Consider the following 12395-nt stretch of genomic DNA (forward strand, 5'->3'; position numbering starts at 1 on the left):
GCCCTTTCTTTCTCAAGCCCTGTGGTGTTGGCTGATTAATTACAACAAGAAAACCCCGCCTTAACGAGGCTTCTATTATCCTAAAAATAGTTAATAAACTCTTTTATAGCAGCCTATTCCCTTTTTCATCGATAACATTTTGTCCATCTTCTTTTGAAAAGGCACCTTTCTGTGCTTTTGGAAGAATATCTAAGACGACTTCTGAAGGCCTGCATAACTGAGTTCCTAAAGGTGTCACAACAATAGGTCTATTGATTAATATTGGATATTTCAACATATAATCAATAAGTTGCTCATCAGTAACATTAACATGATCAAGTTCTAATTTATCATAAGGTTCAACATTCTTTCGTAATAGTGCTTTCACCGAAATTCCCATATCAGCAATCAATTCCTCTAAAACATACTTAGAGGGTGACGTCTCAAGATAATGGATAATTTCAGGCTCTATACCACTGTTTCGTATCATTTCAAGCGTGTTTCGTGATGTGCCACAATTAGGATTGTGATAAATTACAATGCGATTCATTTTTTCACCACTAATTCATTAATGTAAGTCTAAGTGCTAATGCAATCAGAGTTACTGTAAGCACAGGGATGGTCATAATAATGCCCGTTTTAAAATAATATCCCCATGTAATGGTCATGTTTTTTTGCGACAAAACATGTAACCACAATAATGTCGCTAAACTTCCTATTGGTGTAATTTTAGGACCTAAATCTGCACCTATGACATTGGCATAAATCATTGCATCTTTAATTAAACCGGAGGCATTACTGCCTTCAATTGATAAGGCTCCAACAAGCACTGTCGGCATATTGTTCATTATTGATGATAAAAATGCGGTGATATATCCCGTTCCTAGTGTTGCAATCCATACGCCTTTACTTGATAGAAAATCGAGAATTTCTGATAGATATTGAGTCAAGCCTGCATTACGTAATCCATAAACAACAAGGTACATGCCAAGGGAGAAAACCACAATTTGCCAAGGTGCTCCTCGTAAAACTTTTCGAGTATTAATCGTCTTTCCTTGTGCCGCAATAAACCACAAAATTACAGCACCAATAGCAGCAATAGCACTAATTGGAATACCCAAAGGTTCCAGTATGAAAAATCCAAGTAATAAAAGAAGCAATACCAACCAACCTGCTTTAAATGTTTTCACATCTTTAATCACTGTCGCTGGTATCGCTAATTTAGATGTGTCATATTGCTGAGGAATATCTTTGCGGAAAAACCAATGCAACATAATTAATGTCGCGATTATCGCCGCAATATCAACGGGAACCATCACGGAGGCATATTCCGTAAATCCAATATCAAAAAAATCAGCAGAAACAATATTGACTAAATTTGAAACAATTAAAGGCAAGCTTGCTGTATCTGCAATAAATCCTGTCGCCATAACAAAAGCTAATGTTGTTCCTTTACTAAACCCGAGTGCTAATAACATTGCAATCACAATGGGCGTTAAAATCAGTGCAGCGCCATCATTGGCAAAAAGTGCCGCAACAGATGCGCCTAATAAGATAATATAGCTAAATAAAAGACGACCTTTACCACCGCCCCATTTTGCAACATGAAGTGCAGCCCATTCAAAGAAACCACTTTCATCAAGGATCAGGCTAATGATAATAACAGCAACAAATGTGGCGGTTGCGTTCCAGACAATATTCCAAACCACTGGAATATCTTGGAGATTAATGACACCGAGTAATAATGCGATTAACGCACCAATTGTTGCACTCCAACCAATCCCCAATCCTTTGGGCTGCCAAATAACAAAAGTAATTGTTAGAACAAATATTAATACTGCAATAAGCATAAAAACCTCTTTCAGAAGACTCTTCCTCTAACTTTTCACATCTGCTTTTTCATATATATTAAGTTAAAAAATTTTATTCAGGGCAACAACTCACAGCCCCCTTCTTTTCAATAGATTGAAGTAAATCTGCTATTTTATTTTTCTCAGTCTCATAGGTGACTTCAATGATATTTTTCACCCACGGCAACAATGTAGGAGACAAACGATAATGAACCCATTTCCCGTGTTTAGAATCAAGTAATAGTCCACTTTCTCGCAACATAGCTAGATGGCGAGAAGTTTTCGGTTGGGATAAATTTAGCGCTGTATAAATGTCACAAACACACAATTCGCCAGATGCTTTAAGTAGCAACACAATATCTAGCCTTGTTTGATCACTTAATACCTTAAATAATTGCAACGGTTCCATATTTGCTCCTTTCTTTAAGAAATTCTAACGTACTCCCAGAATATAAATCTGTCAAACCATATATGTTAGAATGGTTATTTTCTTAACCTCACATCATCAAATAAGCATATCCCGTTGACTTATATCAAATGAACCAACGTTAAATGAATCGATTCATCTCATTGGTGAGCGACTTCCTTGACTTAATAATCAACGAGGTGAGAATGCACTAATACTTTAATTTATTTTAATAATAATCTGATATTGGAAGGTTTATCATGAGCTATCGTATATTTGATTACTTGGTACCGAATGTTAACTTTTTTGGTCCTGGTGCTATCTCTGTTGTTGGCGAACGTTGCAAATTATTAGGCGGTAAAAAAGCCCTATTGGTGACAGATAAAGGCCTACGAGCGATAAAAGATGGTGCCGTAGATAAAACTATCAGTTATCTAAAAGAAGCGGGTATTGATGTTGCCGTATTTGATGGTACTGAACCTAATCCCAAAGACACGAATGTGCTTGAAGGCCTTGCAATGTTCCGCAAAGAACAATGCGACATGATAATTACAGTGGGAGGTGGCAGTCCACACGACTGTGGTAAAGGTATCGGTATTGCAGCCACTCATGAAGGTGACCTTTATAATTATGCCGGTATTGAAACACTAACAAACCCACTTCCACCGATTATTGCAGTGAATACAACTGCTGGTACAGCAAGTGAAGTCACTCGCCACTGTGTTCTGACCAATACAAAAACTAAAGTTAAATTTGTTATTGTGAGTTGGCGTAACCTCCCTTCTGTTTCTATTAACGATCCATTGCTGATGATTGGCAAACCCGCCGGACTGACTGCAGCAACAGGTATGGATGCGCTAACTCATGCGGTTGAAGCTTATATTTCTAAAGATGCTAACCCTGTCACTGATGCTTCAGCTATTCAAGCTATCCGTTTGATTTCTCGGAATTTACGCCAAGCCGTAGCCTTGGGGACAAACCTAAAAGCTCGTGAAAATATGGCTTATGCTTCTCTTTTAGCAGGAATGGCATTTAATAACGCTAACCTTGGTTACGTGCATGCAATGGCTCACCAATTAGGTGGCTTATATGATATGCCTCATGGTGTGGCCAATGCCGTATTACTCCCACATGTATTACGTTATAACCTGATCGCGAATCCAGAAAAATTTGCTGATATTGCTGAATTTATGGGGGAAAATGTCGCAGGTTTATCCGTCATGGATGCAGCTGAACGTGCTATTGCGGCTATCGCTCGCCTCTCTGCGGATATCGGTATTCCGCAACATTTAGGTGAGTTGGGTGTGAAAGAATCTGATTTCCCATATATGGCGGAAATGGCACTTAAAGACGGTAATGCATTCTCTAATCCTCGTAAAGGTAATGAAAAAGAGATCATTGAAATTTTCCGTCAAGCATTCTAATTTTTTAAAAGAAACACCAATAAACATTAACCCACTATAATGTGGGTTAATTTAAGAATTTTCTCTCCGTTGTTCCCGAATATTCCGATCCTAGTATAAATACGATAGGTTTATTTTTATATTGTCCTTTATATCGGAGTTTATAAAAATGAATATCACGTTAAAAAAGATTGGAACACTGTGTGTCGCTTCTGTTCTGCTTTTTTCACTTGCGGGCTGTTCTAGCATGACAAAACGCGACCGTAATACAGCAATTGGCGCTGGCGCAGGTGCTATCGGTGGTGCTATTTTAACAGATGGTAGCGCATTAGGTACCATTGGCGGTGGTGTCTTAGGTGGCGTTATTGGCCATCAAGTCGGTAAAAAATAACTGACATTGCCTTATTCAACTAGGCTGGGTTTTTCTCAATAAACCCAGTCTCCGAGTCGTTAATTGCCCTATCTTCCCCTTCTTATATTGCAGTTTAAAACAAAAATCTTATTTATTATTAAAGATAAAAATCTTTCATATAAGAAAACGAGCTGATTTTTAGCCTGATTTATCTCAAAGCCGCGTTTTAAACTTGACTCTTTCTAGTGATAGCCTTTTACTTTCAATTATTATAACTATTGAGGGGAAATTAAATGATTATTTTTATCACGGGTGCTTCTGCTGGCTTTGGTGAAGCCATTGCTCGTCATTTTATCAGCCATGGACATAAAGTTATTGGTACTGCTCGTCGTTTGGATAAACTTAATAGCTTACATAAAGAGCTAGGTGAACAATTTTATCCATTGCAGTTAGATGTTACTGATAAAAAAGCCGTTAGTGAGATTTTCAAGCAATTACCTGAAAAATGGCATGAAATTGATGTATTAGTCAATAATGCTGGCTTAGCCTTAGGTTTAAATACCGCTGATAAAGCAAGCCTTGATGACTGGGATACAATGATCGAGACAAACAATAAAGGTTTAGTTCATGTCACTCGTGCTATTCTTCCTTTTATGGTCGAAAGAAACAAAGGTCATGTTATTAATATCAGCTCAACAGCAGCGTCTTGGCCTTATCTAGGTGGTAATGTTTATGGCGCCACTAAAGCCTTTGTTAAGCAATTTAGTTTAGGATTACGTGCTGATCTCCAAGGTAAAAAAGTCCGCGTGACCGATATTGAGCCGGGACTGGTCGGTGGTACAGAATTTTCATTAATTCGTTTTAAAGGTGATAATGATAAAGTTGAACAGACTTATGCTAATGCAAATGCGTTAACACCTGAAGATGTGGCTGAAGCGGTATATTGGACAGCAACATTACCTGCTCATGTGAATATCAATACGCTAGAAATGATGCCAGTGAGTCAGTCATTTGCAGGGTTAAGTGTCCATCGTCAAAATTAAACACACTGAAAACACATTTTTTATTAAGGTATCAGCTATAATTATTAAGATATAATCGTCATTGAGAGTAATAGCTACATAACTTTAGAGGATAGCAACCATGATAAACACACTAACTAAGAAACAAGCCATCAGAACCATGATGTTCTCTTTATTTCTTGGTTTATCAGTGTCTTCTTTTTCTTCTGTTGCCGCTTCGACTAATGTAACCATTAATGGCGATGGCTATGACAATGTTTTAGATAAAGAACAAGCTCGACAAATGAAAGAAGATTGGGATCAAAAGCGTGAACTTCGTACCCAAATCAATCAGCGGGAAAAAATCGAATTTAATAAAGTAGATAAAGCCATTGATGAGCGAGATGCTTGTCTGAAAAGCACAAATATCTATGCATATTGGGAATCAGAAACGCGTCGTTGTTTAGACAGTAATACTGGTCGCCCTGTTAACCCGTAAGTAAATAGTGTAAAACAGTGATGTTTTTGCCCGCTAAAACAAGGAGAGAATAATATGAAAAAATATGTATTTGCTGTAATGACCGCACTGGTTGCGTTTGTACCTTTAGCTGCGAATGCAGGTTGTGATGAAGTCGTTGAGTCTATTCAACAAAAAATCATTAATAATGGTGTGCCAGCCGCTAACTTTACTTTAACTGTCGTTGAAAACGACCAAGTAGCACAAACAGAAGGTAAAGTTGTCGGAACTTGTGAAAATGATAGCAAGAAAATCATCTATACCCGTCATTAATCTATAGTTAATAAAATCTTGTGATTAAAAAAGGGCGCAATATTAGCGCCCTTTCTCTTTGTCACTATTTATCAACATGTTATCTAATTCATTCTATATTATTTAGCCTTAACTTTATGTGTCATTTTTATCATTAGCTATATTTGAGACTAAATCAGAAAAAACAAAAACACCCAATGAATTTACTCATCAGGCGCTTAAAAGTAACAAGTTTGGTATCGTTTAAAAACTGATAGCAATCCACTTGATTACTTATTTATCTTCTCTCTTAAGCAGGTACCGCGATTTCTAACTGACTTAAATCGAGGTAACAAGAGAGATCACGTTCTTCAGGACGTAACAAATACGGGATTTCACCAATCAACGGTGCAGGAATATGCTGAGACAGCCTTTCCACAATTTTCGCGTAATAAGGTAATCCTGGATTTATTCTGTTCGCAACCCAACCTACTAATTTTACACCATCATTAATAATAGATTGCGCAGTTAATATTGAGTGATTGACACAGCCTGGTTGAATACCAACAACCAAAACGACTGGGATTTGTTCTTTCACCACCCAATCAGAATAAAAGGTATTATCATCAAGTAAATAACGCCAACCACCATTACCCTCGATAACAACACACTCTGCTTTTTTACTTAAATTGTCGAGTTCATTTGAAATTTTATTAAAATCAATTTCATTTTCACTAATATAACAATTATCAAGCAAAATAGGATTAATTTCGTCGTAGCGAACTTCAACTGGCGATGAATTATGAATAATCATAGCATCACGATTACGTTCACCTTCAGCCGTTTCATGCAATTCTGTTGCAATAGGCTTATAACCCACTGCCGTTGACCCGCCACGATTTATTGACTGAAGAAGTGCTCGGGTTACAACAGTTTTACCCACGTTGGTATCTGTCCCCGTAACAAAAAAGCGTGTTAACATATAATTTACTTCCGTTATGACAGATAAATCAGGTTCATAAAAAATGACAGAGATTAGAGTTTAGGGTAACACTGTTTCTGGTGGCTTGAGATAGCTCAATTTTTTAGTTAATTGGTCGAAAATAGAGAATTCGTTAATGATCAATTGGGGTATTTACGCTTGCAAAACACTTCTGTTACGATTTTTTACACTTCATTTAGCCTTGCATCAATTCAATTAACAAAGAACCATTGTACAGGGCCTCTTTCACTAATGAGGCCGCTGGTAAAGTACCTTTGTTTCTTAATTCTGTTTCTTCAATAGTTAAAGACTGAGCATAACGTGGCATGACATGCTGTTGAATTTGGTTCAAGATCAAAGGAAAAAGAATAGATTTAGCGCGACAAAGCGGTGAACCTATTAATATTTTTTGTGGATTAAAGATATTAATCATCACAGCCAAAATAAAACCTAATCGCTGAGCGACTAAATTAACAATTTCTAGCGCTGATTTATCGCCAACTAATATTGCATCACACAATGTCTCAACAGTAATAGGATATTTGTTTAGCAACGAAGTGGGATCTTCTTGTGCTAATAATTGAGCTTTCTTAATTAATTGAGGTATAGCAATTTCGGTTTCTAAACATCCCTTCGCCCCACAATAGCAACTATTTTCAGAGTCGATGACTTTAGTGTGTCCAATTTCAACCGCACTGTGACTGTGAGAATGTAATGTTTTTCCATTGCTTATCACGCCAGCACCAACAATATCATCGATAACAATTTGTAGAACGTCTAAATTGTTTTTTGCCGCACCATATAAATATTCGGCCATTGTCCATGCGGTTACGCTGTGCTGTAAAAATACAGAGACACCTGTTTTTTCATGGATTTTATCAGCAAGTGGTATGTCTTTAATATCATAATAAGGCGAGCTATAAATAACACCACTAATGGGATCAACAATGGCATTCATTGTAATGCTAATGGCCGTCAGTCTTTCAACATGAGATTGATAACGTTCAAAGAATTTATCAATTGCAACTAAAAAGTGATTAAGAAAATCATCGCTATATTCTTTGGGAAAATCAAACGTATCTTCAGTAACCAGTTTGCTGTCTAATTCTCTTAAACTAAAAAGCAAGTTACCTTTATTGACGCGGATACAGAGAAATTGCCAGCCCTGACTTTCTAATTTTAATCCAACTGCAGGTCTGCCACGAAATCCTACATCTGGAAACTCCGTTTCATGAATAAGATGCGCTTCAACTAATTCTCGCGTGATCTTAGTAATACTTGCTGGTGCAAGCTCTGCCTTTTTCGACAATGAAATACGCGAAATGGGACCATGTTCATCAATCAAACGAAAGACTGTGCCAAGATTAAATTGTTTTACGTGATCGATGTGGCTAGGTTGGTTCCCCATTGAATGCTTCCTTAATTAAAGAGCCATAATTAATTCGAGGCTCCAAATAATTCATTACCGATTATGTCGTCAATTTGTGATAATTGTACAATACTTACATAAAAATCGTGATCAAAAACACAGATAAATCAAGATTTTTGGTGATCTAGGATATTTTTTAGCAGTAATTGCGTTAATCGATTCGCCGCTGCGGGTATAGCACGTTTATTATGTGAAACTAACCAAACTTCAGAGAACGCTTGAGAATTGGCAAAATGTAGATAATGCACCCCATCAACTTTCATTCGCGTAAATGATTTTGTCACAATGGAAATACCAAGCCCAGCGGCAACTAATCCTAAAATCGTCATGGCTTCACCCGCTTCTTGTGCAATAGTTGGCGTAATTCCTGACAGACTAAGTAGTTGAATGATCTCATCATAAAGTGCTGTACCGACATCTCTTTCAAAGAAAACAAAAGGATATTGTCCAATATCGTGAATATTGACTCCCGTTTCTTTGTAAGCAAGCAGAGGATGCCCTTCATAAACCGCCAAAATAAAAGGCTCACGAAATAATAGCTGGTGGTGCAAATTTTCGGGTAATGTCGTGTTTCGCATGATCCCAAGATCAATACGCCCAGTCAGTAACGGTGATATCTGTTGTTTTGTATTCATTTGATGCATATGAATACCGACCTCTGGGTAATTTTCTCTAAACTGCCGCAAACTTAAGGTGACTAAATGCATAAAAGGCGTTGTTGAAGTAAAACCAATTGAAATCTCACCTAACTCACCCTTTTCCATTCTAGCGGCGCGCGTTGTGGCTGCGTTAACCTGCGCCATTATTTGATATGACTCTTTTAAAAACATTTGTCCTGCGGGTGTTAACGAAACAGAACGGTTAGTTCGTTCTAAGAGTCTAGCGCCGATTTCACTTTCAAGTGCTTGTATTTGTTGGCTCAGCGGTGGTTGCGAAATATTTAATCTTTCGGCTGCTTTGCCAAAGTGAAGCTCTTCTGCAACAGCAATAAAATAACGTAAATGCCTAAGTTCAATATTCATATTTTTCTCATATTATTATTGATACTTTAAAAGTCTTATTTCTAATAATTAATATATTAGACAAAAAAATCAAATATTTTTAACATTGACATAAATCAAATTTAAGTAATGGAAGTTTAATCAATATGGACACTCACGAAATAGACAGTAAAAGTATGAGCTTAGGCACTGATATTTCAGACAATACATCAAGTATAGAAAAGCCTGCTCATCGCCAATCTAATCCTAAACACTATATTCAGCGTGATGATGCACTGTACATAAAAGTGACAGTGTCATTTTTTATGGTCGGTTTAGCGACATTCGCTTTACTCTATTTTGTGCAACCCATATTGCCAGTGCTATCTAACGAATTTTCTATTAGTCCAGCAACCAGTAGTCTAGCGCTCTCACTTTCAACCGCTTTAATGGCATGTGGTTTATTAATCACCGGACCACTTTCAGACGCTTTTGGGCGTAAAAATGTTATGGTTATCGCACTGTTTTGTGCCGCATTTTTTACATTATTAAGTGCAACCATGAATAGCTGGACAGGTATTTTAATTACGCGAGCTTTAGTTGGACTGTCATTAAGTGGTGTTGCTGCGGTGGCAATGACTTATTTAAGCGAAGAGATCCATCCGGCCTACTTAGCTCTATCAATGGGGTTATATATTAGTGGCAACTCTATTGGTGGGATGAGTGGTCGTGTCATTACTGGGGTATTAAGTGATTATTATTCTTGGCGTCTATCTGTCGTTATTCTCGGTATTTTTGCCCTTTTTGCTGCGATTACTTTCTGGAAGATATTACCTGCTTCACAGCACTTTAGACCGACAGCATTAAAGCCTCGTAATCTTCTTATTACCACTAAATTGCATTTTAGAGATAAAGGGCTGCCTTTGTTATTTATTGAAGGTGGTTTATTAATGGGCGGTTTTGTTACTTTATTTAACTATATTGGCTATCGTTTATTAGATGCACCTTATTCATTAAGTCAAACCACAGTAGGGCTGATTTCTATCGTCTATTTAAGTGGTACTTATAGCGCATCTAAGGCGGGTTTATTAACCACTAAATACGGTTTAGGCAAGGTCTTTATTGCAGGCATTTCAATGATGTTAATTGGCATATTGATTACCTTAATTGAATCACTGCCCGTTATTTTTATTGGGATGCTTATCTTAACAACAGGTTTCTTTGCGGCACATGCTGTCGCAAGTAGTTGGGTTGGTCGTCGTGCAAAACGAGGACGAGCCCAAGCCTCTTCCCTTTATCTTTTTACTTACTACGCAGGCTCTAGTCTTGCAGGTACCGTAGGTGGATTATTCTGGGTGAGTTTCGGTTGGCTTGGTGTAGGATTATTTATCGCCATTTTAATGTTAACAGCCTTATTAATAGCATTACACTTAAACAAAGTTGCCCAATAAATTTATTGATAATGAATAAAGTGCAAAAGCAGATTAATACGGTTTAATGTTGTCGATTTTGCACTCCTTTCTTAAGGTATAAACTTATTCTTTAAGAAGGAACAATGATTATGTCTATTATAAAACTATCCTTTACTCTGTCATTTCTTTTTTTTACCTCTCTTACGAGTACGTTTGCAGAACACTGTCCACCAACAAAACCAGATTGTGATGTTACTCATGATCCATTAGCACGACAGAGTGAAAAACAGACCGTTTTTGATTTAAAAACCATCAAATAATCTCTTTTTAGGAAAAACACCATCCTAATATGCCCTTTTTACGGTATACTGTATAAATAAACAGTATACCGTATTTTTGGCATTTATCTCTATTAAGCAATGTATTTTCTTCTGAAGCTGATGTATTGTTTTAAATAAAGGCTAATTGTATGTTGTAACTAAATAAGGATATGAAAGTGAACAAATATGATTTAATCGAGCAATTTAACCGTTGCTTTAAATTGTTAGAAACAGAGATTGAGGCTTTGTCGACTTCGCTTAGAAAGCTGACTTTATTACCTTCTGCTGTATTTGAATTACCCGATGTGAGTAAAGAAGAAGAACATGATGAAATTGCTTATGTTACAGTGTCACCAAGCTACAACGAAGATGCATTGAATCTTACCTTAAAACTTATTGCCAACCTGTTTATTTATGATAATGCCCCACATATCAGTAGTAAACGCGCTATTCGTTTACCTGGTGTGCTTTGCTTTAGTACCAATAACCAAACATTTAAATCTGTAAAAAAACAAGTTGAGCAAATTAATTTATTAAAAAAACAGCTTTCTGATATTGTTACTAAAGAGTCAGGTATATCGAAAGAAGAACGCTTTGATTTCGTCCATAATCAATTAAAAGGCTTAATTACGCTCAATGCTTATCGTACCCTCACCCTGCTATCTGATCCAGATACTGTTCGTTTTGGTTGGGCGAATAAGAATATTATTAAAAATTTAACGCGTAATGAGGTATTAGCTCAATTAGAAAAAAGCCGTGAGGCTAATCGTGCCGTTCCACCTTATACCAGTGAACAATGGGCTGAACGTCTGGACAAAGAGATCATCACCCTTTCCCAATTACCTGAAAATGCAAAATTAAAGATAAAGCGCCCCGTAAAAGTACAACCTATTGCGCGCGTTTGGTATTCAGAACTTCAAAAACAAGTGCAATATGCATGCCCCTTGCCTTTATTAGCTTTCTATATTGATAAAGAGAACGATTTTAAACCGATTATTGGCGAACTACCTGATTATGATGCCGATAACATTCAAATTCGCCATCGCCCTAAAGCTAAAAAGCTACAATTAATTATTCCAAGAATGCATTTGTATCTTGAAAAGTAGAGGATGTCTTATTTTTCAATAAGTTTAATTGAGCTTCCTTGAAGAATTTGCTGAAGATAATCATTAAGCTGAATAAAGTGATTGTCTTCAATATCTAAATAGATTGTTATTACCACATTGTTTTTTAATGTAAGGGTAATATTTTTTCGATCAAGAGTAATTTTTACGAGCGTATTAATGGCTTCAATATCAGATAAATGAGTCATTAAACCAATTGAATTATCTATATCTTCTTCATCAAATCTTGAAAGGATAATGAAATGATCAGGAGAAACTACATCATCCCCTATTCCAATAATGGTGACATCATCTTCGACATAGCAATTCACTTCTGTCGCTGTAAACCTAATTTCTTCAATCATTATTTTTCCTATAAGATCTAAAAATCCCGCCATGATAGCGGGATTTAATATCGGTTAAATAAGTG

Annotated in this window: 15 protein-coding genes; 8 read left to right on the forward strand and 7 right to left on the reverse strand. The window is 36.7% G+C overall.

Translation table 11 applies throughout. The features are described from left to right. Positions 1–103: 103 nt before the first annotated feature. From arsC to GWI59_RS01170, 3 genes are all read right to left on the reverse strand, one after another. Positions 104–529, reverse strand: a complete 426-nt coding sequence (gene arsC, locus GWI59_RS01160) for a glutaredoxin-dependent arsenate reductase (RefSeq protein ID WP_161723831.1) — start codon at positions 527–529, stop codon at positions 104–106. Positions 530–539: 10 nt separating this feature from the next. Beyond that, positions 540–1829: an arsenic transporter gene (locus GWI59_RS01165; RefSeq protein ID WP_161723832.1), complete on the reverse strand. Its 1290-nt coding sequence runs from the start codon at positions 1827–1829 to the stop codon at positions 540–542. Between the two features lie 73 nt (positions 1830–1902). Beyond that, entirely contained in the window at positions 1903–2238 is a 336-nt protein-coding gene (locus GWI59_RS01170; protein WP_006536906.1) for a metalloregulator ArsR/SmtB family transcription factor, read from the reverse strand. A gap of 257 nt (positions 2239–2495) precedes the next feature. Between GWI59_RS01170 and dhaT the strand changes: the two genes are divergently transcribed. The 5 genes from dhaT to GWI59_RS01195 all read left to right on the forward strand — a co-directional run bounded on the left by dhaT (position 2496) and on the right by GWI59_RS01195 (position 5781). After that, positions 2496–3659: a 1,3-propanediol dehydrogenase gene (gene dhaT, locus GWI59_RS01175; RefSeq protein WP_161671553.1), complete on the forward strand. Its 1164-nt coding sequence runs from the start codon at positions 2496–2498 to the stop codon at positions 3657–3659. 148 nt (positions 3660–3807) lie between these two features. Further along, positions 3808–4029 carry an osmotically-inducible lipoprotein OsmB gene (gene osmB, locus GWI59_RS01180; protein ID WP_006536908.1) on the forward strand — a complete coding sequence of 74 codons (222 nt, stop codon included), beginning with the start codon at positions 3808–3810 and terminating at the stop codon, positions 4027–4029. 254 nt (positions 4030–4283) lie between these two features. Beyond that, positions 4284–5033 carry a bifunctional NADP-dependent 3-hydroxy acid dehydrogenase/3-hydroxypropionate dehydrogenase YdfG gene (ydfG, locus tag GWI59_RS01185; protein WP_072063902.1) on the forward strand — a complete coding sequence of 250 codons (750 nt, stop codon included), beginning with the start codon at positions 4284–4286 and terminating at the stop codon, positions 5031–5033. Positions 5034–5133: 100 nt separating this feature from the next. Beyond that, entirely contained in the window at positions 5134–5490 is a 357-nt protein-coding gene (locus GWI59_RS01190; protein WP_006536911.1) for a DUF1283 family protein, read from the forward strand. 54 nt (positions 5491–5544) lie between these two features. After that, on the forward strand, positions 5545–5781 hold the full coding sequence (locus GWI59_RS01195) for a DUF1161 domain-containing protein (RefSeq protein WP_006536912.1): 237 nt from the start codon (positions 5545–5547) through the stop codon (positions 5779–5781). A gap of 268 nt (positions 5782–6049) precedes the next feature. Here the strand turns inward: GWI59_RS01195 and bioD are convergent, their stop codons facing one another. The 3 genes from bioD to GWI59_RS01210 all read right to left on the reverse strand — a co-directional run bounded on the left by bioD (position 6050) and on the right by GWI59_RS01210 (position 9172). Further along, positions 6050–6721, reverse strand: coding sequence for a dethiobiotin synthase (gene bioD / locus GWI59_RS01200; RefSeq protein ID WP_072063901.1), 672 nt, complete (start codon positions 6719–6721; stop codon positions 6050–6052). A gap of 196 nt (positions 6722–6917) precedes the next feature. Continuing rightward, the gene (gene mlc / locus GWI59_RS01205; RefSeq protein ID WP_109400398.1) at positions 6918–8129 is read right to left on the reverse strand and encodes a sugar metabolism global transcriptional regulator Mlc; all 1212 of its coding nucleotides are present in this window, start codon (positions 8127–8129) and stop codon (positions 6918–6920) included. Positions 8130–8257: 128 nt separating this feature from the next. Then, the gene (locus GWI59_RS01210; protein ID WP_006536916.1) at positions 8258–9172 is read right to left on the reverse strand and encodes a LysR family transcriptional regulator; all 915 of its coding nucleotides are present in this window, start codon (positions 9170–9172) and stop codon (positions 8258–8260) included. A 125-nt stretch (positions 9173–9297) separates the two neighbouring features. Here GWI59_RS01210 and GWI59_RS01215 point away from each other — a divergent pair, with 125 nt between their 5' ends. The 3 genes from GWI59_RS01215 (at position 9298) to tus (ending at position 11968) form a co-directional block, all read left to right on the forward strand. Continuing rightward, the gene (locus GWI59_RS01215) at positions 9298–10581 is read left to right on the forward strand and encodes an MFS transporter (protein WP_109400397.1); all 1284 of its coding nucleotides are present in this window, start codon (positions 9298–9300) and stop codon (positions 10579–10581) included. A 110-nt stretch (positions 10582–10691) separates the two neighbouring features. Further along, complete coding sequence (locus tag GWI59_RS17360; RefSeq protein WP_202608158.1) at positions 10692–10862, forward strand: hypothetical protein; 171 nt, start codon at positions 10692–10694, stop codon at positions 10860–10862. Positions 10863–11038: 176 nt separating this feature from the next. Continuing rightward, positions 11039–11968: a DNA replication terminus site-binding protein gene (tus, locus tag GWI59_RS01220; protein ID WP_161723834.1), complete on the forward strand. Its 930-nt coding sequence runs from the start codon at positions 11039–11041 to the stop codon at positions 11966–11968. Positions 11969–11976: 8 nt separating this feature from the next. On the opposite strand, the gene GWI59_RS01225 is transcribed toward tus, so the two are convergent. Continuing rightward, positions 11977–12330, reverse strand: coding sequence for a hypothetical protein (locus GWI59_RS01225; RefSeq protein WP_115065329.1), 354 nt, complete (start codon positions 12328–12330; stop codon positions 11977–11979). Positions 12331–12395: the final 65 nt, after the last annotated feature.

This window comes from Proteus sp. G2673 (genome assembly GCF_009915125.1).
Lineage (GTDB): Bacteria > Pseudomonadota > Gammaproteobacteria > Enterobacterales > Enterobacteriaceae > Proteus > Proteus penneri.

What these genes read in the sequence shown, in the direction of transcription:
- GWI59_RS01225 (WP_115065329.1), bottom strand. Translation starts at nt 12,330, where the DNA reads ATGATTGAAGAAATTAGGTTTACAGCGACAGAAGTGAATTGCTATGTC.
- GWI59_RS01190 (WP_006536911.1), top strand. Translation starts at nt 5,134, where the DNA reads ATGATAAACACACTAACTAAGAAACAAGCCATCAGAACCATGATGTTC.
- GWI59_RS17360 (WP_202608158.1), top strand. Translation starts at nt 10,692, where the DNA reads ATGTCTATTATAAAACTATCCTTTACTCTGTCATTTCTTTTTTTTACC.
- GWI59_RS01210 (WP_006536916.1), bottom strand. Translation starts at nt 9,172, where the DNA reads ATGAATATTGAACTTAGGCATTTACGTTATTTTATTGCTGTTGCAGAA.
- ydfG (WP_072063902.1), top strand. Translation starts at nt 4,284, where the DNA reads ATGATTATTTTTATCACGGGTGCTTCTGCTGGCTTTGGTGAAGCCATT.
- bioD (WP_072063901.1), bottom strand. Translation starts at nt 6,721, where the DNA reads ATGTTAACACGCTTTTTTGTTACGGGGACAGATACCAACGTGGGTAAA.
- dhaT (WP_161671553.1), top strand. Translation starts at nt 2,496, where the DNA reads ATGAGCTATCGTATATTTGATTACTTGGTACCGAATGTTAACTTTTTT.
- osmB (WP_006536908.1), top strand. Translation starts at nt 3,808, where the DNA reads ATGAATATCACGTTAAAAAAGATTGGAACACTGTGTGTCGCTTCTGTT.
- GWI59_RS01165 (WP_161723832.1), bottom strand. Translation starts at nt 1,829, where the DNA reads ATGCTTATTGCAGTATTAATATTTGTTCTAACAATTACTTTTGTTATT.
- arsC (WP_161723831.1), bottom strand. Translation starts at nt 529, where the DNA reads ATGAATCGCATTGTAATTTATCACAATCCTAATTGTGGCACATCACGA.
- mlc (WP_109400398.1), bottom strand. Translation starts at nt 8,129, where the DNA reads ATGGGGAACCAACCTAGCCACATCGATCACGTAAAACAATTTAATCTT.
- GWI59_RS01215 (WP_109400397.1), top strand. Translation starts at nt 9,298, where the DNA reads ATGGACACTCACGAAATAGACAGTAAAAGTATGAGCTTAGGCACTGAT.
- GWI59_RS01170 (WP_006536906.1), bottom strand. Translation starts at nt 2,238, where the DNA reads ATGGAACCGTTGCAATTATTTAAGGTATTAAGTGATCAAACAAGGCTA.
- GWI59_RS01195 (WP_006536912.1), top strand. Translation starts at nt 5,545, where the DNA reads ATGAAAAAATATGTATTTGCTGTAATGACCGCACTGGTTGCGTTTGTA.